16 protein-coding genes are annotated in these 18,287 nt (G+C 62.4%); 11 read left to right on the plus strand and 5 right to left on the minus strand.

From position 1 onward, the window contains the following. The first annotated feature begins 73 nt into the window (after positions 1 to 73). Both galK and FY528_RS08025 read left to right on the plus strand, forming a co-directional pair. Positions 74 to 1,240, plus strand: coding sequence for a galactokinase (galK, locus tag FY528_RS08020; RefSeq protein ID WP_149070472.1), 1,167 nt, complete (start codon positions 74 to 76; stop codon positions 1,238 to 1,240). Between the two features lie 24 nt (positions 1,241 to 1,264). Further along, on the plus strand, positions 1,265 to 2,314 hold the full coding sequence (locus FY528_RS08025) for a UDP-glucose--hexose-1-phosphate uridylyltransferase (protein ID WP_149070473.1): 1,050 nt from the start codon (positions 1,265 to 1,267) through the stop codon (positions 2,312 to 2,314). A gap of 156 nt (positions 2,315 to 2,470) precedes the next feature. Here FY528_RS08025 and FY528_RS08030 read toward each other — a convergent pair whose 3' ends face one another. Both FY528_RS08030 and FY528_RS08035 read right to left on the minus strand, forming a co-directional pair. Then, positions 2,471 to 3,535 (minus strand): glycoside hydrolase family 43 protein, encoded by a 1,065-nt coding sequence (locus FY528_RS08030; protein ID WP_149070474.1) that lies wholly within the window; start codon positions 3,533 to 3,535, stop codon positions 2,471 to 2,473. A gap of 113 nt (positions 3,536 to 3,648) precedes the next feature. Further along, positions 3,649 to 4,743, minus strand: a complete 1,095-nt coding sequence (locus FY528_RS08035) for a cellulase family glycosylhydrolase (protein WP_149070475.1) — start codon at positions 4,741 to 4,743, stop codon at positions 3,649 to 3,651. Positions 4,744 to 5,087: 344 nt separating this feature from the next. On the opposite strand from FY528_RS08035, the gene FY528_RS08040 reads away from it, so the two are divergent. Both FY528_RS08040 and FY528_RS08045 read left to right on the plus strand, forming a co-directional pair. Continuing rightward, positions 5,088 to 6,158 (plus strand): glycoside hydrolase family 43 protein, encoded by a 1,071-nt coding sequence (locus tag FY528_RS08040; protein ID WP_149070476.1) that lies wholly within the window; start codon positions 5,088 to 5,090, stop codon positions 6,156 to 6,158. A gap of 139 nt (positions 6,159 to 6,297) precedes the next feature. Beyond that, complete coding sequence (locus FY528_RS08045; RefSeq protein WP_149070477.1) at positions 6,298 to 7,320, plus strand: LacI family DNA-binding transcriptional regulator; 1,023 nt, start codon at positions 6,298 to 6,300, stop codon at positions 7,318 to 7,320. Between the two features lie 72 nt (positions 7,321 to 7,392). Here FY528_RS08045 and FY528_RS08050 read toward each other — a convergent pair whose 3' ends face one another. Both FY528_RS08050 and FY528_RS08055 read right to left on the minus strand, forming a co-directional pair. Then, positions 7,393 to 8,721 (minus strand): carboxylesterase family protein, encoded by a 1,329-nt coding sequence (locus FY528_RS08050; RefSeq protein WP_149070478.1) that lies wholly within the window; start codon positions 8,719 to 8,721, stop codon positions 7,393 to 7,395. 48 nt (positions 8,722 to 8,769) lie between these two features. Beyond that, positions 8,770 to 9,294: a thioesterase family protein gene (locus tag FY528_RS08055; RefSeq protein ID WP_149070479.1), complete on the minus strand. Its 525-nt coding sequence runs from the start codon at positions 9,292 to 9,294 to the stop codon at positions 8,770 to 8,772. 796 nt (positions 9,295 to 10,090) lie between these two features. On the opposite strand from FY528_RS08055, the gene FY528_RS08060 reads away from it, so the two are divergent. The 3 genes from FY528_RS08060 (at position 10,091) to FY528_RS08070 (ending at position 13,930) form a co-directional block, all read left to right on the plus strand. Then, the gene (locus tag FY528_RS08060; protein WP_149070480.1) at positions 10,091 to 10,294 is read left to right on the plus strand and encodes a hypothetical protein; all 204 of its coding nucleotides are present in this window, start codon (positions 10,091 to 10,093) and stop codon (positions 10,292 to 10,294) included. 432 nt (positions 10,295 to 10,726) lie between these two features. After that, entirely contained in the window at positions 10,727 to 11,479 is a 753-nt protein-coding gene (locus FY528_RS08065) for a fasciclin domain-containing protein (RefSeq protein ID WP_308418673.1), read from the plus strand. Between the two features lie 141 nt (positions 11,480 to 11,620). Continuing rightward, on the plus strand, positions 11,621 to 13,930 hold the full coding sequence (locus FY528_RS08070) for an endonuclease (protein WP_149070481.1): 2,310 nt from the start codon (positions 11,621 to 11,623) through the stop codon (positions 13,928 to 13,930). A gap of 97 nt (positions 13,931 to 14,027) precedes the next feature. Here FY528_RS08070 and FY528_RS08075 read toward each other — a convergent pair whose 3' ends face one another. Further along, positions 14,028 to 14,315 carry a GNAT family N-acetyltransferase gene (locus FY528_RS08075; protein WP_149070482.1) on the minus strand — a complete coding sequence of 96 codons (288 nt, stop codon included), beginning with the start codon at positions 14,313 to 14,315 and terminating at the stop codon, positions 14,028 to 14,030. Positions 14,316 to 14,489: 174 nt separating this feature from the next. On the opposite strand from FY528_RS08075, the gene FY528_RS08080 reads away from it, so the two are divergent. The 4 genes from FY528_RS08080 to FY528_RS08095 all read left to right on the plus strand — a co-directional run bounded on the left by FY528_RS08080 (position 14,490) and on the right by FY528_RS08095 (position 18,199). Beyond that, positions 14,490 to 14,960, plus strand: coding sequence for a hypothetical protein (locus FY528_RS08080; RefSeq protein ID WP_149070483.1), 471 nt, complete (start codon positions 14,490 to 14,492; stop codon positions 14,958 to 14,960). A gap of 37 nt (positions 14,961 to 14,997) precedes the next feature. After that, a complete protein-coding gene (locus tag FY528_RS08085) occupies positions 14,998 to 15,276 on the plus strand; it encodes a hypothetical protein (protein WP_149070484.1) in 279 nt (92 codons plus the stop codon). 113 nt (positions 15,277 to 15,389) lie between these two features. After that, on the plus strand, positions 15,390 to 16,208 hold the full coding sequence (locus tag FY528_RS08090; protein ID WP_149070485.1) for a universal stress protein: 819 nt from the start codon (positions 15,390 to 15,392) through the stop codon (positions 16,206 to 16,208). 233 nt (positions 16,209 to 16,441) lie between these two features. Continuing rightward, the gene (locus tag FY528_RS08095; RefSeq protein WP_149070486.1) at positions 16,442 to 18,199 is read left to right on the plus strand and encodes a hypothetical protein; all 1,758 of its coding nucleotides are present in this window, start codon (positions 16,442 to 16,444) and stop codon (positions 18,197 to 18,199) included. The last annotated feature ends 88 nt before the right edge of the window (positions 18,200 to 18,287 follow it).

Genomic DNA, 18,287 nt, shown 5'->3' on the forward strand with positions numbered 1-18,287 from the left:
TTCTAAATACTCACCTTAGTACTTCACCTCTCCTCCATGCCCGGCACTGGGCCCCACCTTTCTCTTGACCACTATGCTAGCTGAGTTGATTTTGGCAGCCTTCCAGGACCGTTTCCAGCATCCCCCCCTGCTCGTGCGGGCTCCCGGTCGCATCAACCTTATTGGCGAACACACCGATTACAACGGGGGGTTTGTGCTGCCCGCTGCCATCAATCGGGAAATTATCTTCGCCGTGGGGCTTACCGCTGGCACTACTGTGCGTCTGTTCGCCTACGACAACCAGGAAACCTATACCACGGATGTGCGGGAGCTGGCACCCGGCCCCACACACTGGGCCAACTACCTGTTGGGCGTAGCAGCTCAGTTCCAGCGGCGCGGCCTCCCGCTGCAGGGGTTCGACTGCGTGTTTGGGGGCAACATTCCCATGGGGGCGGGCATGTCCTCGTCGGCGGCGGTGGAGTGCGGGCTGGCGTTTGCCCTCGATACTTTGCTGGCCACTCGCCTCGACCGGCTGGAGCTGGCCCGCTTCGGCCAGAAAGCCGAACACGAGTACGCCGGGGTGCAGTGCGGAATCATGGACCAGTTCGCCAGCTTGTTTGGGCGGGCCGGGCACGTGGTGCGCCTCGATTGCCGCTCCCTAGACTATGCCTATTTCCCCTTCGACGCGGAGGCATACTATGTAGTGCTCTGTAACTCCGGGGTAAAACACTCCCTGGCTAGCTCGGAGTACAACACGCGCCGCCGGGAGTGTGAGCAGGGCGTAACTGTATTGCAGCAGTATTATCCCGAAGTACACTCCCTACGCGATGCCACCCTGGAGCAGCTCGAAAAGCACCAAGTAGAGCTTGGCGAGGTGGTGTACCGGCGTTGCCGCTACGTGGTAGAGGAAAATCTGCGCGTGGAGCGCGCCTGCCAGCACCTGCTGGCCCACGATCTGCCGGCCTTTGGCAAGGAGATGTACGCTTCCCACGCCGGCCTGCGCGACCAGTACGAGGTTAGCTGCCCGGAGCTGGACATCCTGGTAGAGCTGGCCCGCCCCCTGCCGGGCGTGGTGGGTGCCCGCATGATGGGCGGGGGCTTTGGCGGCTGCACCATCAATCTGGTGGCGGCCAACGCCGTAGAGGAGTTTGTGGCCGCCATGCTGCCCGCCTATGAAAAGCAAACGGGTATTGCCCTGGAAACGTACCAAACCACGATTGTCGATGGCGTAGGTGCGCTGTCACCGGTTGCCGTTTCCTAATACTTACTTCTGTTTCCTTTCTTCATGGCTGAGTTTGACATCACCGAACACCCCCACCGCCGCTACAACGCCCTTACCGGGGAGTGGCTGCTGGTGTCGCCGCACCGCTCCAAGCGCCCCTGGCAGGGGCAGCAGGAAACCACTGAGCCTGAGCAGCGCCCGGCTTACGACTCCACCTGCTACCTCTGCCCCGGCAACACGCGCGCCGGCGGCGCGGTGAACCCGCCCTACACGGGCACGTTTGTGTTCGACAACGACTTTGCGGCCCTTACCGCCGATGCGCCCGTGGGCACGGTGAACGTGGGTGGGCTGTTGCGGGCCGAAGCTGAGTCGGGGGTGGGCCGCGTTATCTGCTTTTCGCCCCGCCACAATCTTACGCTACCCGAAATGGATGAAGCGGCCATCCGTGGGGTGGTAGACGTGTGGGTGGAGCAGTTCCGGGAACTGGGTGCCCGCCCCGATATCAACTACGTGCAGATTTTCGAGAACAAGGGCCAGGTAATGGGCTGCTCGAACCCGCACCCGCACGGGCAGATCTGGGCCCAGCGCACTGTGCCCGGTGAGCCGGCTAAGGAGACTGTGCAACAAGCCGCCTACTTTCAGGAGCACGGCCGCAGCCTGCTCACCGACTACCTGACCCTGGAGCTGCAGGAGCAGCAGCGGGTGGTGCTGGAAAACGCGCATTGGGTAGCCCTGGTGCCCTATTGGGCCGTGTGGCCCTTCGAGACGCTGGTACTGCCGCGCCGCCACGTCACGGACATCACCCAGCTCTCGGACGAAGAAAAAGACGCTTTTGCCAGCATACTGCAGCAGCTCACTATTCGCTACGACAACCTGTTCCAGATTTCCTTCCCCTACTCCGCCGGCCTGCACCAGCGCCCCACCGATGGGCAAGAGCACCCGGAGTGGCACCTGCATATGCACTTTTACCCCCCTCTGCTGCGCTCGGCTACGGTGCGCAAGTTTATGGTGGGCTACGAAATGCTGGGAGACCCGCAGCGCGACATCACCCCCGAGGCGGCCGCCCAGCGCCTGCGCGAGCTGCCCGCCGTGCACTACAAGCAAACGGTGTAAACGGGTGACTGACTAACTGGAAACGTCTGTCATTCTGAGCAAAGCAAAGGACCTTGTCACGCCTGTTGTTCTAGCGTGATAAGGTCCTTCGCTTTGCTCAGGATGACAGGCGCTTTTATGGCCCCTTCTATTGGTATTTCTCAATCCACGTACCCGTTACTGCTCCCCCGAAGGCCGCGCTAGCGGCTGGCCTACCGGCACGGGGTTGCCAAAGTTGGGGGAGCCATCGGCGTTCCAGGTGAAGGGCTGGGCGCGGGGCGTGCGGAACCGGCCGCAGCCCTGGCCGGGCTCATCGTTGGCGTGGTACAGAATCCAGTCCTGCTTGCCATCGGGAGATTTAAAGAAGGAGTTGTGACCGGGCGCGTACACCTTGTTGGCCGCGTTTTGCTGAAAAACCGGCGTTGGCGACTTGGTCCAGGATGTGGGCTGCAGCAGGTCGGCCTGGGCGGAGGCAGTGAGCATGCCTAGGGCGTAGGTATCCGTCCAGCACCCACTGGCGGAGTAAATGAGGTAGAGCTTGCCCGCGTGGCTGAGCACCTCGGGGCCTTCGTTCACATCCACGTGCGGCGGGTCGTTGGGGTTATTCAGGTCGCCGTTTCGCTCCCAGGCGTAGGTTGGGGTGGAGACGCGCACCCGCGGGCCTTCGATGGTCCAGGGGTTTTTCAGGCGGGCCAGGTAGATGTCCTGGCGGCCGTTCACGTCGCCCTCCCACCCCGACCACACCAAGTACAGCTGCCCGCGATGCTCGAACACGGAGCCGTCGATGGCCCACTTGTTGGTGGCGTCGGTCAGCTGGCCTTTGTCTTCCCAGGTGCCTTCCAGCGGGTCGGCGGCGCTGTTTTCGAGCACGAACAGCCGGTGGTCGGAGTTGCGGCCGGCGTCGGCGGCGTAGTACAGGTACCACTTGCCGTTGAGGCGGTGCAGTTCCGGGGCCCATATTTCGCGGGAGTTGGGGCCGGTGGCCGGCGGCGTCCACACCACTTTGCTAGGGGCGGTTTTGAGCTGGCTCAGTGAAGGTGTTTTCCAGAGCGTGATGTTGTGGCCGGTAGTGTGCGTGTAGTAGTAGTAGCCGTGGTGGTAGATGCTCCAGGGGTCGGCCCCGGCGGGCAGCAGCGGATTGGTGAAGGTAGCTGCAGTGACCGTGGCAGCGGGTTGCTGCGGAGCGCGGGTACAATTGCCAGCCAGCAGCCCCAAGAGTAGCAGCAGGGACGATGGTTTCATACAAGCATTTTTTCAGGCGGTAGTTGCCGTGTTTGCTGATGGCGGTTCCCGCAGAGGACGCAGATGGTTGCGCAGAAGCCGCTGAGGTTGCCCAAAGGCCTGTGTCACCCCGTTTACTTGCCGTTGGTTTTGCGGATGAGGTCGGTTTCGTCCGGATGGTAGGGCGTGCCATCTTTGCGGAATACCTCGTGGAACCATTCGCCAGGCTCCCCACCGTCGGCCACGGGCACGTCCCACTGGTACTTGGTGTTGGTTTTGCCATCCACAAGGCCCCAGTTGATGGCGCCGATGTTGTTTTTCTTCAGCAGAGGCATGATGTTAACGAAGCGCGAGTTACGCGGCCGGGCCATGTACTCGGTGCAGATCATGGGGCGGCCGTGAGTTTTGAGCAGCTCAATCACCCGCTCGTGGGCGGGTACCTCATCGTAGTTATGGTAGGTCAGCACGTCGGAGTTCAGGGCCTGGAAGGTGTTGAGCTCCTTGAAGCCCCAGTTCCAGAGGCCCACGCTCAGGGGCTGGCTGGGGTTTACCTCACGGGCCCAGGCAAACACGTTGCGCAGCAGCGGCATCGACGAAATTCCCTTATTACTATTGCCGGGTTCATTGTACAAATCCCAGAGCAGCACGCGCTTGTCGTTGGCAAAGGTGCGCAGCACGTCCTGCACGTAGGGCTTAAGCTTCACGAACGTGGCCGAGTCGCGGGAGGCCGGGTCGCCCGGGTCCTGCACCCAGCCGGAGTTATGAATGCCCGGCTTGGGCGCGGGCTGCAGGCCTACTTTCGCATCTTTGTTCCAGCAGTCATCGAAAAACACCAGAATGGTTTGGATGTGGTGCTTGTCGGCCATAGCCAGGTAGTCGTTCACCCGCTTTTTGAAGCCCTGCGGATCCTGCTGCCAGGCCAGGCTGTGCAGAAAGACGCGCATGGTGTTGAAGCCGATGCCCTCGGCCCAGCCCAGCTCCTTGTCGATGGTGGCGGGGTCGAAGGTTTCAGCCTGCCACATTTCCAACTGGTTGATGGCCGTGCTGGGCGTGAAGTTGGCCCCCGACATCCAGGGATGCTGCCGGTACCAGGCGTTGGCCCGCTCCGCCGACCAGCGCTGGCCCTGCGCGGCGACAGTAGCCGCTGGGCCTTTGGTTTTGATTTTGGTTTTCTGGGCGAAGGTGCTGGTTGACGTCAGCAGGAAAAGAATCAGCAGCAGCTTGTTCATGCAGGTTTCAATGTCAGGCGAGGAAGAAAATCAGGAAAAAGGGGCAGAGCAGCTACCTGTGGCTCAGGTAGACAAGTGCGTCCCATACCCGGGGCGAGCGGCGCAGCCCGAGCCGTGACGGGGTATCTGGCAACCGCCCCGGAACCAGCCGGAAAGGGCTTGAGCCGACGGCCAGCCAACGGAGAGGTGGCGCAAGCTACGCCCCGCCAAGAAAATATGCAAACGTTTGCATTTTTATCTGCATCTTGCTCCCGTCCTTTTCTTCCGCCATTTCCTTATACTCCTTGTGCTGCCCGGCCTCCGAAGTAGCCCAGCGGCCTCGTCGCTTTACATTCCCGTTTTCTATGCCTTCCCGTCGCACCTTCCTGCAGCAGGCCACCGCTGGCCTGGCGTCCCTGGCCTTGCTCAACCAGACGGCCTGCGCCGCAGCTGCCCGCATGTATACCAACCCCGTATATGCCGGCCAGTTTCCCGACCCCTTCGTGCTACGCCACGCAGGCCGCTACTACGCCTTCGGCACCACCGGGCAGGGGCGCACGCCTGATGGGCGCATCTTCACCCTGCTCACCTCCGATAACCTGGTCGACTGGAAGCCGGCCGGCGGGGCCCTCATGCCCCCGGCCGGGGCCGAAGGGGCCGACTTCTGGGCCCCCGAGGTAGTGTTTCACAACGGCACGTTTTACATGTACTACTCCATGGGTGGCGGGGCCATTGGCGCCAGTGTGGGCCACCGCCTGCACGTAGCCACCAGTTCCACCCCGCAAGGGCCTTACACCCAAGCGGCGCTGCTGGATGTGCCTGCAAGCAAGTTCACCATCGATGCCCACCCCTTTCAGGATACCGACGGGCAGTGGTACCTGTTTTATGCTCGTGACTTTATTGACTCGGCGGATGGCTACCGCCCCGGCACCGGGCTGGTAGTGGACCGGCTGCTGGACATGACGCGCCTGGCCGGGGAAAGCAGCACGGTCATGCGGGCCCGCCACGACTGGACGGTGTTCGAGAAAAACCGCACCATGCCTTTGTACGGCGGTCAGACCTTCCCCGAGTGGCACACCCTGGAAGGACCTTTTGTGCGCCAGCACGGCGGCAAATACTACTGCTTCTACAGCGGCGCCAACTTCCTGACGCCCCGCTACGGCGTGGACTATTGCGTTGCCGACTCCATCATGGGCCCCTACTCCGAGGCTGGCGGCGGCCAGGGGCCGCGCGTGCTGGCCGCCGTGGCGGGCCACGTGCGCGGCCCGGGCCACCACTCCCACGTTCTCAGTCCTGATGGAAAAACCGAATACTTGGTGTATCATGCTTGGAACAAGGAAATGACAGAGCGCCAGCTGTGCATTGATCCTCTAACCTGGACTACGCAAGGCCCCCGCTGCCAGGGGCCCAGCTACAGGCCGCAGCCCCTGCCCTAGCGGCTTCCTAAGCTCAACCGTCGGCGCTGGAAAAAGAAGCCGGCCGGCTTGCAAGATCATTGCGTACTTTTGCATAAATTTTTGCACGCCTTTTGCACTACTGCCAGCACAAAGGGCCTCTCTCTTTAGCCGCAATACCTTGGCACGCTCAAAAGCATCTATTACGGATCTGGCCCTACAGCTGGGAGTTTCCGTTTCGACGGTTTCCCGCGCTCTGAGCGACCATCCGGGCATCAGCGACTCCACCAAAAAGCGGGTGTGGAAGCTGGCCAAGGAGCTGCACTACCAGCCCAACCACCTGGCTGCCGGCCTGCGCAAGGGCCGCAGCAACCTGCTGGGCGTGCTGGTGCCCCACATCGACGGCCACTTCTTTACCCTAGTAGTTAAAGGCATCGAAACCATTGCCACCAAGGCGGGCTACAACATCATGATCTGCCAGTCAAACGAGGACGTGACCCACGAGCGGAAAAACATCGAAACGCTGCTAAGCGCCCAGGTAGAAGGCATTTTGGTGTCGATGTCGCGCACGACCCGGGACTTCCGGCACTTTGAGAAAGTACGCAAGCAGGAAATTCCGCTGGTGTTCTTCGACCGGGTGCTGGATGGCCTGGACGTGAATGCCGTGGTGCTCGACGACCGGGAAGGCGGCTACCAGTCCACCAAGCACCTGATTGCCCAGGGCTGCCGCCGAATTGCCCACTTTGGGGGCCCTCAGCACCTGAACATCTATAAAAACCGCCGCCAGGGCTACATCGACGCGCTGCTGGAAGCCGGCCTGCCCATCGAAGAGGAGCTGTTTTTTTACTGCGACATGACCCTGGAAGACGGTTGCGCCGGCATGCAGCAGATGCTGGCCCTGCCGCAGCCGCCGGATGCCGTATTTTCCTCGAGCGACTTTTCCGCGGTGGGCGCCCTGCAGGAGCTCAAGCGGCAGGGCTTTAAGTCGCCCCAGGATATTGCCCTGGCCGGGTTCAGCAACGAAACCTTTACCTCCCTGACGGAGCCTATGCTCACGTCCGTGGACCAGCGCTGCGAGCAGATGGGTCAGTCGGCGGTGCGGCTGTTTCTGGAGATGCGGGAGGAACGCGGCAGCAAGTTCTCGCCCCGCCGCATTGTCCTCCAGCCCGATTTGCTGGTCAGAACATCCTCCCTCAAACTGTAATGCCGGCGCAAAAAAGCCGCGCTGAGGGGCCTCAGCCTACGTTTGTCATAACCTGCGAGGCGAAGAGCGGGATTATACCTGGTGCACCGCCAGCACCTCTGGAATTAGCATGCGGGATGGTAGCACGCCGGTACGGGCGAAATCAGCCCAGAGCTGCCTCACTCGGCGGCCCGCTGCCTCCACGTCGGCCCACTTTGCCTGCCCGAGCAGGGGCACGCCGGCCCAGGTTTGCTGCGTGCCAAATAGCATAGGCAGGTCCATGGTGTGGGCGGCGCCAAACACGCTGCCCGGGGCCCGGTAGATGAACGTGAACCGGTAGGCGCGGCCCCCGGCCCGGGCGTGGCGCCGGGCAAAGGTGGTGGCCGGCCCGGAGTAAATCCGGTGGGAGCCGGCTTTTACCAGCAGGCGGATGATGGGCGCGCCCAGCCCGGGCACGCGGAGCAGCCAGTTGAACTTGGGGTCGATGACGGCAAAAAAACGTAGCTCCTCGGCTGTGTCCCCAATCAGCACGTCCACATCTTTCGCCACGGCGCGCCAGGCGGCCTCGGCCTGTGCTTCGGTGGGCAACGGAAATGCGCCGTACTGCGTGCCAAAGGGCATGCCGCTTTTCAAGCCAAAGCGACGCGCGGCCGCCCAGGCGCGCGGTTCGCGGGCCAGCACCTCATCGGTCGAGACAGAAGCCGCCAAGGGCGCCACGGCCGCGGCCATGGCGCGCGTCATGGCGGAGCGGTTGCGGGCCAGACCTAGCGGGGCGCTGTGCAGGATTACGCGCTGAAATAGTCCCTGCGCCCCTTCCGCAATCATGAGATGAGCCGCGGCGTCGCCCCCGGAGGAGTGGCCCAGCAAAGTAACGTTGCCGGGGTGGCCGCCAAAGGCCGCTATGTTGCGCTGTACCCAGCGGAGGGCGGCCAGCAAATCCAACAGCCCCAGGTTCGCCGGACCGTTGGCCGTGCCCAGGAACCCGAACAGCCCCAGCCGGTACGTCACGGCCACCACAATTATCCGCTGCTCCGTCACTAAGTGAACCGGGTCGTAGAAGGCCAGGTCGCCGGCCCCCGACACGTAGGAGCCGCCGTGAATCCAGAACAAGACCGGCAGTTGTTCGGCCGGCACCACATCCGCGGGCAGGGTTACGGAGAGGCGCAGGCAGTCTTCGCTGTAGGTAACGCCCGCCAGCACCGGCCCCAGCGCCTGGCCCAGAATAGAGTCGACTACCTGGGGGCAGGCCGGGCCCGACGTAGTGGCCTCCATGGGTGCGGCGGTATCGGGCTCCGGAACGGGGGCCTGAAACCGGGCCGCGCGGGCGTACCGAATACCCGTAGCCCGCACCATAGCTCCATCGCGCCGTCCGATAATCACGCCTGCCGGGGTCTGAAACCGGGGGCCGTTGCTTGTACTCATGCGCTGGTTTACTTAAGAGCGAAAATGTAAGGGCACAAAGCGCCCCACTTATTGCTGGCGCAGGCCGCGCATGGCCGTGCTCCAGTTGGCTACCCACGGGGGCAGAACCGGCGACGCCAGTTGCTGACCGGCCGTGGCCAAGACTTCCTCCGGCCCCACCGTGCCCCCGCTTCGGCGCAGGAACCGCAAGGCTACTACGGCGGTAGCCACGGCCTGCTCCCCGCGCAGAAAGCGTTGCTGCAAGTAGAAAAACCGGTCATCCCAACCAAGCACGCAGGTTTCGAGGCGAAACGCCTGCCACAGGTTCAAGGGGCGGCTGAACTGAATGGTTTCGGCCGCCACTACGGCGAAGGGCATCGTCCGTTTAAGCCGGGCCCACAGGCCGGAGCGCAGCAGCAAGTCCATGCGGCCCACGTCGCCCATGGATAAGTAGACACCGTTGTTGACGTGGCGCAGCATATCCAGATCCGTCAGGCCTACCCGGAAGGAAGTGTAGCAAGGACCCAGCACCGGGCATGCGGGGCGAAAGCGGGCCGTGAGCAGCACCCACAGCAGACGTATATACTGATTCACGAGCGCAGAACCCAGGGTAAGAAAGGCCGAACTTAAGCAGAAAACAGCGTTGCCGGGACCAGAGGCGGGTGTGCCGCTCTGCCCGGCTACGGACCATTGACGGGCGGCAGGCTGCTTCAACCTGCTGCGCTATTGCCGCCCGCTTGGCCCGACCGGCTACAAAAAAGCCCCTCCGGGGTGGAGGGGCTCCCGAGCGCAGGCAGCGCGGGCTACCAGCGTGGGCGGCCAAGTATCTCCAGGCGTCCCGCTGACAGTGGGTGCGCCAGCAGAGGAAGAAAATCCTGATCCTACTCGCCGGGCAGGGGTAGGTCTTCGATGGAGAAGGAATTGCGGGGCACAGGAGCCGGCGTGGGCCGACTCGCAAGCGACGGGCGCTGGGCGGAGGTGCGGGCAGTGGGTTTCATAGGAGCTGAGGTTGGCTACGTGGCGGGGCAGCAGCTGCCGCCCCGGTGCATTTCTCAAACGGAATCGGTGCCCCGCGAGCTGCAAAAAAGACCCTTGGAAGCTGAATTTACGTGATTTCATCTTGGAGCCCGCGGTAATTCAGTAGGCTCAAAAGAAAACTACGGAGCTCCTGCAACTTCCCTTAGCGGCGCTACGGTAGGCGCTGCCTGGAGCCCAAGCAGCGGGTACCCTGGTGCAACCAGCCTACCATTTACTTACCAACACCAACTCCCACTAGCCGGCAGCCAACCAGCCTAGTCAGCCTGCCGTGCAGCTTGCCCCAACGCGGGCTGAGGCCGTACTTTCACGTTCAGCATTTTCCATATCCGCTTTCCTTCACCCACCCTATTCTATGAGCGACCTAACGAAAACGCAGGCCTTGCTGGCCCAGACTTTTGGTGTGCCGGTTCAGTTGCAAGGCTCGGAGCAGGGAGTCGCTACGCTCACCGTGCAGCCCGACGACCAGAAGGTGCTTGGGCCGGCCGGCAGCCAGTTGGTGTATCAGTTTGAGCAGGGCCGGTTTGTAAGCCTGGAAATTTTAGTAGCCGCCGGCTAACGGCCTCAATCAGTTGGTCGGCTGCAGTACCCGGGGCCAAAGGGTGCTGCTTACTTGCAAAGCCGTGAAAGATATAGCCTCGTGCTCCAGCGGCTTTTCGCAGACGCTGGAGCACGAGGCTTGCTTACTACCCGCCGCACCCATCGGGCCGGAAATCCGGCAAGCACTAAAAAGCGGCCTCTCCCCCGTCGGCTACTTTTCTGGCGGCTGATTTCCGCTATTCTTTTTTTGCGGGAGATGGAGCCCGGCAGGTGCGGCCCGCCGCAACCGTCGAGCTTAGCAGGCAGCACTTTACGTGGTGGATGCTGCAGGCTAGTTTGTATTGCCCGCACCGCCGACCGTGCCGGGGTGGCCGGCGGCGCAAGCCATTTTGCGCGGGCCTGCGTATGTAAGGGTCAAATCTTCCCACCCTTCACTTAACCTTTCCTTACGATGATGATCAAAAGCCTCTTTTCCACGCTGGCCCTGGGCCTTGCCCTCACAGTAGCCACCGCCCCCGCTCTACGCGCGCAAACCAGCACGAAAACGGACGATGAGAAGACCAAGACCAAAGATGGCGACATGGTGATGAAAACCAAGGACGCCAAGGATGGCAAGAAGAAGATGAAGGGCAAATCGGGCAAGGGCGACAAGATGAAGGCCACCACCAAGCCCATGAAAGGCGACAAAGCCTCTACCGACATGGGCAACGGCATGAGCAACGCCAGCATGGGCTCCTCGGCCGGCGTGATGGTGGGCGGCGCCATGATGACGCCCGACAAGGACATTGTAGCCAATGCCCTGGGCTCTTCGGAGCACACCACCCTGGTAACCGCCGTGAAGGCCGCCGACCTGGTAGGCACCCTGCAGGGCGCCGGCCCGTTCACGGTATTTGCGCCCACCAACGCCGCCTTCGACAAACTGCCGGCTGGCACCGTTTCGACGCTGGTGATGCCCGAAAACAAGGCTAAGCTCAGCACCATCCTTACCTACCACGTAGTGCCCGGCCGCTACCTGGCGGCCGACCTGAAAGACGGCCAGCAGCTGACGACCGTGGAAGGCGAAATGCTAACGGTGCGCCGCGCCGGCAACAGCGTAACGATTCAGGATGCCAAAGGCGGCACCTCTACCGTAACGATTCCCAACATAGTGTCCAGCAACGGCGTCACGCACGTGGTGGATACCGTGCTGATGCCCACGCGCTAACCCTCTGCCCCCGTACGGGGTACGCAAGCCCGGCGAAACTTTTCGCCGGGCTTTTTTTGTGCCCGCCGGCTGGCAGTTTCCCGCGCATATTCCCGACATTTACGGGCTAGGCCCGCGGTTTTTTTCATCTCACCATTGCGTATGAAACACTTTTTCTCCTTGTGTCTGACCGGGCTGCTGCTGGCTACGGGCGCGGCACATGCCCAAACCAAGCTCCCGGCTGCGCCGGACGCCAGCCTCAAAGGCGAGGCCCTCAAAACCTGGCTTCGGGAAAACTGGTACGACGGCAAGCGCCAGGTGCTGGGCTACAACCTGGCCCGGGGCCGCATGTACAACTACGTGGATAACTACGACAATAAGCTCACGTGCGTGTACTCGGGCTACCAGCTGTCGTTTAAGCTTGATTCCACCGGCACGAGTACGGGAGTGGCTCCCATCAACTGCGAGCACACCGTGCCGCAGTCGTGGTTTAACGAGGTGGAACGGATGAAGTCCGACATCCACCACCTGTTTCCCACCTACGACCAGTGGAACAGCGACCGGGGCTCCGACCCCTTCGCCGACATTCCCGACGACAAAACCACCAAGTGGATCCGCGGTACGCAGGGCACCAGCGCCAAGCCTACGGCCAACATCGAGGAGTACAGCGAGGATACCGGCTCCCAGTTTGAGCCCCGCGAAGACCACAAAGGCAACCTGGCCCGGGCCGTCTTCTATTTCTACACCATGCATGCCGGCCAGAGCTTCGACTCGGGCAAGGGCGTTATCACGGCCGTGGCCGACCTGGAAACACTCTACAAATGGCACCTGCAGGACCCGGTAGACAAGCACGAGACGGAGCGGAACCGGCGCGCCGCCAAGGCCCAGGGCAACTTCAACCCTTACATTGCTTATCCCGAGCTGGTAGCCCGCGCCTGGGGCTTTGCGGCCAGCCCGAGTGTATCGTTTGCGGCGGCGACGGGCACGATAGACGAAGGCAACAGCGGCACGAAAACCTATACCGTGAACGTGAGCCTGGATATGGCTCCCACTACCACCCAAACGGTGGAAGTGGCCGTGGCGGGGGCGCAGTCGTCGGCAACGGCGACGGAAGACTACACCTTCTCGACGCAGACACTCACCTTCTCACCCACGGTCACGTCGGTTCCCGTCACCATCACGGTGCTGGGTGATGCTACGGCCGAGGCCAGTGAAACAGTACAGCTGCAGCTGCGCAGCCTTTCAGCGGGCCTGGCTTCCGGCACCAACCTGACGCACACGCTCACCATTACCAACGACGACGGCGACGTGCCCACGCTCAGCTTCCAGGTAGCCACCGGCTCCGCCACGGAAGGCAACGACGGCACCTCGGTCTATACCATTGAAGTAATCCTGAGCGGAGCGGCTCCGGCCACCGATATTCAGGTGCCGCTACTGTTTGACGCGGCCGGTACCACGGCCGGCAGCGAGGACTACACCCTGGAGAAAACCACGCTCACTTTTACCAACGCGCCCGTACCCCAGCGGCAGACCGTGGGCGTGATTGTACGCGGCGACCTAACCCCGGAAGCCAGCGAAACCCTACTGCTGCGCCTGGGTACGCCCACCGGCGGCAATGCCGTACTCGGCACGCCCTCCACGCACGCGCTTACCATCGTCAACGACGACCTGACGCCGGCCGGTACGCCCTGCGCCTCCCTGTACTTCTCGCAGTATATTGAGTCGTCGGGCGGGAATACTAAAGTGCTGGAAATCTACAACCCCTCGGCCAATGCCGTGGATCTGGCTGGTCACCGGGTGGAGCTGTTTGCCAATGGCGACAAAACTCCTCTGTATTCGTTCAGCCTGACGGGTACCCTGGCCGCGCACGACGTGTACGTTATTGCCAACGGGGGCTCCGATGCAGCCGTGCTGACCCAGGCCGACAACACCACGGCCCAGGTAACCTTCTTCAACGGCAACGACGCTATAGCCCTGTTCTCAGGCACCGATACCCTGGACGTTATCGGCCAGCCTGGCCAGGACCCGGGCGCAACCGTAGGCTGGGCCGTTGCTGGCGGTACTACGCTCAACAACACGCTGGTGCGCCTGCCCACGGTAACCATGGGCTCGGTCCGCTGGAACGAAGCTGCGGCCGCCACCTGGCAAGCTGTTGGCACGAACAGCTTTACGGGCGTAGGCAGCTACACCAGCACAGCCTGCACTACGACCGGCACCCGCCCCACTACTGCGCTGGGCGGCCTGGAGCTTTACCCCAACCCGGCTTCCGAATCGGTGCTGGTACGTCTGCCCCAGGGCGCGGCAGGTGCTACCATCAGCTTGTTCAACACGGTGGGGCAGCGCGTCTGCACGCAGTTGGCTAGCAGCAGCGTCACTACCATTCGCACGGCCGGGCTGCCCGCGGGCCTCTACTCCGTGCAAGTGCAGGCTGGCCCCGTCCGGTACACGGGCCGGGTAGTGGTACGCCACTAACATCACACCAGTCCAAGGGCCGGCCCGGCTTTGTTCTTTCACGAAGAAAGAGCAGAGCCGGGCCGGCTTCTTTTCGGACGGGTTGACGGGGCAGTGCTTATCCAGCCAGCAAATCGGCGTACTCCTCGTGGTGCTTTTTCACGAAAATTTCCATGAAGCGGCAGGAGGTCCGGACCCGCAGCTTTTCCTCCCGGGCAAAGGCTAGGCCGTGGCGGGCCAGTTGCTCACCTACGCCCTGCCCGCGCAGGGCCTCATCCACGAAGGTGTGGGTGAAGTCAATGGTCTGCTCATCGGGACGGCTGTAAGCCAGCTCGGCAGTAGCTCCGCTCAGCTCGGCGGTAAATTCCTGATCCTGGGGATGGTGTTGAATACGGGCGTTGGGCATATAAGGAAAGGTGACTGGAAAAACCAACGAAAAATATCCACTAGCGTGGCCCCCTCGTATACGCAACTACCAAGCGCGGGGCTATCCGGCCTCGCTAGTGCCCGCCGGCACAACTGGACGGTACGCTCCTGCGTACCCTGATGTATTCTCTGTACTCCCTCACGTTTCCCTCCCATGCAAGAGCAACCCGATAACCTGACGCCTACGCCCGATGATGCTGCCTTTTCGCAGGATGGCACTCCGCGCACCAACCATACCCCTCAGTACGGCGAGTTTGGCCACGCCACGCCTACCGCTTCGCCCTCAGGCCAGCGCCCGGCCGGCGCCAACCCGGGTGGCGTAGCCGCTCCCTCTACCCCGGCGCCCGAGCAGCGCGGCAGTGTGCCCCAGAACCTGGACTCCCAGGAAGTACGGGCCGTGTCCGACGCCGAATACACCGAGCAGCGCGAAGGCTGGGCCAAGGACGACCCGCGCTATGGCAGCGGCACCCGCAACTGGGAAACTGCCGAGCCCGCCAACCACAGCAATGGCCCCGCTGAGACCAACGAAGACCGGCTGCCCAACTACAACGACGGCAGCAACGACAACCCCGACGAATTCAGCGCCCTGCGCGACGACCACGGCAAAGGCATTCCGGGCAAATAAGCCGGCTCTTTTCGTTTGATTTTACTTTCTCCCTCCCATGGCAACTGACAACCCCAACCCCCAGGACCCGGCCGGGGCCCTCGACCCCAAGGCCGGCGCCCACCTCACGGAAGAGCAGCGCAAGCACCGCGAGGAGCTGTACGGCTATAAGCGCGACGAAGAAGGTACCCTCGATACCTCCGCCCGACTCGAAGAAGAAACCACCGGTATCCCGACCGGCAGCTCCGTTACGGGCCCCGACCCCGATACCGATACCCAGGGCGAAGAACGGCTGTACCCGGACTTCAACAACCCCATCGACGACAACAACCGCTAAGCTGCTGAAGCTTGGCTTCCACGCCGCCCGGCAGCTGCCGGGCGGCGTTGGTATGTTTGTGCCTTTCTCGTAGGGTTGCTCGTTTTTCTCTTGCCTTCTATCTTGCCCTGCGTATGGCTGCTCCTCTTCTCGTTCTCACGGATTTCTCGCCCGCTGCCGATCAGGCCCTGGCCTACGCCGCCGCGCTGGCTGCGCACCTGAACACTTCCCTGGTGCTGCTGCACGTGCGCCGGACCTCCTGGCTTGACCCGGAAACCTTTTCCGGGAAAATTCCTCACCTCAGCGAGGGAGAAATTGCCGCCGCGCTGGCCTTGCGCACGGCTGCTGTCCAGGTGCCTGTGCGGGTAGAAGTAGCCTCGGCCCAGATGATGCAGGCTACCCGCGAGGTTATTGCTCACCACCAGCCCCAGCTGCTGGTAGTAGGCAAGCCCGACAGCGAAGCTATTCCCGACCCGCTGGTGCACACCACCTCCCTGGACCTGCTGCGCGAGTGCCGGCTTCCCCTGCTGATTGTACCAGTGGGCAGCACGGCCGCCGTGCCTCCCCGGGCAGCGGTGCTCTCCGCCGACGACTACCCCGTGCAGCTACCTGCGGCCATAGCCGCGCTGCCGCGCCAACTGTTGGCCCCGGATGCTGTGCTCACCCTGGTGCACGTGGTAGAGCCGGAAGAAAGTGACTCTTGCGCCACGGCCCATACGCGCATGCTGCAAGCAGGCATCCTGACCGGGTTCGAGCAGGTGCGCCCCCGCGGGGTGCGCCACCTGGAAGTGGCGGTAGGCATCCGGGAAGCCGCCCACGATGCCCAGGCCGATTTGCTGCTGCTGCTGGCCCGCCGCCGCAGCGTGCTGGGCAGCCTGTTTCACCGGAGCATCACGGCCGACGTTATTCGCCATGCTACCCTGCCGGTGCTGGCCCTGCCAGCCACGGAATAGAGACCCGGCCAGCTTCGGTGCCCCGGCATGCTTGCCTGGGGCTGGAAAGGCGCTTTGCCGGCAATCAGTGGCTCTTTTCGAAAAAATTGCAGTAAGGGCTCCGTACCAGCACGGAGCCCTTACTGCGGGGTAGCTGGCAGATAAAATGCCCCGTAGCGCGGATTGACGCCGGCCTTTGGGCGCTGTTCCTTTGAGGAAAGCAATACTGCTTGTTTTTCCTCACGTTCAGCCCAATGTTTACGCACCGCACCCTGCTTTTCACCGCCCTGGCTGCCACGCTGGGTACGCCCGTTTTTGCCCAGCACCTGGAGGTAGAAAAAACCCACGACGTGTCGGGCAAGGCCAAGCGCGGCTACCTATCAGAGGTGAACGTGAACAACGAGGCTGGGAAAGTGGACATGCTGTTCGTGACAAAATCAACCGACAAGCAGGTAGCCACTCAGACCTACCACTTCGATACCAAGTACAACCTGCTGGGTATTGATGAGGCGACCATTCCCATGGAAAAGGTAAAAGGCTACCGCGGCGAAAATTTCAGCAAGGAAGCCGTGACCATGGAAGTCAGCACGGGCATGGCCGGGGGCGCGGCCAGCATGATTCCGGGGGCCAGCTTCGTGAGTGCCCTGAAAAACCCAGCCGGCACCCTGCTGCTTCGCCGCAAGCGCATCGACTACAAGTGGAGCTGGCTGGGCGGGGGCTACCGCAAGAAGGTGAAGCTGCTGAACACCGAAAAGCCCAAAACGGAAAGCGGAGCCGGCTACCACTACCTCAGCCACGTAGACGACGACGTGAACGGGGGTGTGCTGGTGCTGGCCTCGGAAAACGTGAAGCTTAGCAACGTGAAGGGCATGAAGATTGGCCTGCACCTGCTGTACTTCAACAGCCAGCTGGAACTGGCGCGCGACACCTATTTGGAAACCGATGTGGCCCAGTGCTTCGTGGAAATGGGCCCCATTGCCCTGGATACCGACGAGGATGCCGACGACAGCCAGCTCACAGTGGCCCCCGATGTGGCCATTATGCTGGCCTACACCAAAGGCGCCGGTAAGCTTAAGGATGCTCACAAAGCCACCGACTACCAGTACCTGCGCGTCTCGGCCGATGGACAGGTAAAGGAAAAGCTGGCCGTGAATTCCCCGAACAGCGGCTGGCAGGTGGCAGGCTTTGTGCCCATGGCCGACGGCGGCGTGCTGGCCTACGGTCCCGCCATCGACGACCAGAAAAAGTTTCACACCGAAGTGCCCACCGGCGACGAGTTCAAGGGCAAGCATTTCCAGCTGCTGAAAGTGCAGCAGGGCCGCGTGGCCTGGCTTACCGCCACCGACCTCAAGGAGTTCGAGAAAAAGCAGCGCGTGCCCGAGGGCCAGAAGCGTACCCCTGATTACACGGGCAAAAGATTCCGCATCAACCTGGCCTCCGAAACGCCCAACGGCGACATCTTCGTGGGCGGGCAGAACTACAAAGTATCGGGCGGGGGCAACAAGATGCTCAACACCCTGGCCAATGGCCGCGCCTCCGGTAACGACGCCATTGAAACCACCTATGGGGACCTGCTGCTGTTTCACTTCGACAAGCAAGGGCAGCTGCGGGCCCAGTATGGCCTGCGCCGCGCCGAAAACAACAGCACCGCCAAGGCCATGCCCACGGGCCAGTTTATGCGCGCCACCCCCGATGCCAAGAGCGTGTACTGGATAGTGCAGGAGCTGGATGGGTTCCGCACGGTGAATGGCCTGACGGAGGATGGCGCCCGGGGCGGGCTGTTTGAGCCTACCCAGCGCGAAACCATCAGCTACCCCAGCGTCACGCGCATCGAGCTGGCCAGCGCCACCATCAGCGCCCAAAAGACGTTTGGCGTATCCAAGGAAGGCAAGTACTACATGAGCAATAAATTTCCTTTGCTGCCGGTTGGGGATGGTGGCCGCCAAGTGGTATTTTTCGGCGAGAACAAGACTGGCAAAACGTTGTGGTTTGGCCAGATGCCGCTGGAGTAAAGTAGCCGCCCTTTGGCCCTGCCTTCCCAGAGCTTGTCCTGCAGCCTCCACGGTCCGTGCCTCGGTACGTAATCAGCCTTCCGTTTTA

This window comes from Hymenobacter lutimineralis, assembly GCF_008271285.1.
GTDB classification, from domain to species: Bacteria; Bacteroidota; Bacteroidia; order Cytophagales; family Hymenobacteraceae; genus Hymenobacter; species Hymenobacter lutimineralis.

Bases quoted from the DNA above. Each gene is read 5' to 3' on its own strand.
- galK (WP_149070472.1), top strand. From the start codon at position 74: ATGCTAGCTGAGTTGATTTTGGCAGCCTTCCAGGACCGTTTCCAGCAT.
- FY528_RS08025 (WP_149070473.1), top strand. From the start codon at position 1,265: ATGGCTGAGTTTGACATCACCGAACACCCCCACCGCCGCTACAACGCC.
- FY528_RS08030 (WP_149070474.1), bottom strand. From the start codon at position 3,535: ATGAAACCATCGTCCCTGCTGCTACTCTTGGGGCTGCTGGCTGGCAAT.
- FY528_RS08035 (WP_149070475.1), bottom strand. From the start codon at position 4,743: ATGAACAAGCTGCTGCTGATTCTTTTCCTGCTGACGTCAACCAGCACC.
- FY528_RS08040 (WP_149070476.1), top strand. From the start codon at position 5,088: ATGCCTTCCCGTCGCACCTTCCTGCAGCAGGCCACCGCTGGCCTGGCG.
- FY528_RS08050 (WP_149070478.1), bottom strand. From the start codon at position 8,721: ATGAGTACAAGCAACGGCCCCCGGTTTCAGACCCCGGCAGGCGTGATT.
- FY528_RS08060 (WP_149070480.1), top strand. From the start codon at position 10,091: ATGAGCGACCTAACGAAAACGCAGGCCTTGCTGGCCCAGACTTTTGGT.
- FY528_RS08065 (WP_308418673.1), top strand. From the start codon at position 10,727: ATGATGATCAAAAGCCTCTTTTCCACGCTGGCCCTGGGCCTTGCCCTC.
- FY528_RS08070 (WP_149070481.1), top strand. From the start codon at position 11,621: ATGAAACACTTTTTCTCCTTGTGTCTGACCGGGCTGCTGCTGGCTACG.
- FY528_RS08075 (WP_149070482.1), bottom strand. From the start codon at position 14,315: ATGCCCAACGCCCGTATTCAACACCATCCCCAGGATCAGGAATTTACC.
- FY528_RS08080 (WP_149070483.1), top strand. From the start codon at position 14,490: ATGCAAGAGCAACCCGATAACCTGACGCCTACGCCCGATGATGCTGCC.
- FY528_RS08085 (WP_149070484.1), top strand. From the start codon at position 14,998: ATGGCAACTGACAACCCCAACCCCCAGGACCCGGCCGGGGCCCTCGAC.
- FY528_RS08090 (WP_149070485.1), top strand. From the start codon at position 15,390: ATGGCTGCTCCTCTTCTCGTTCTCACGGATTTCTCGCCCGCTGCCGAT.
- FY528_RS08095 (WP_149070486.1), top strand. From the start codon at position 16,442: ATGTTTACGCACCGCACCCTGCTTTTCACCGCCCTGGCTGCCACGCTG.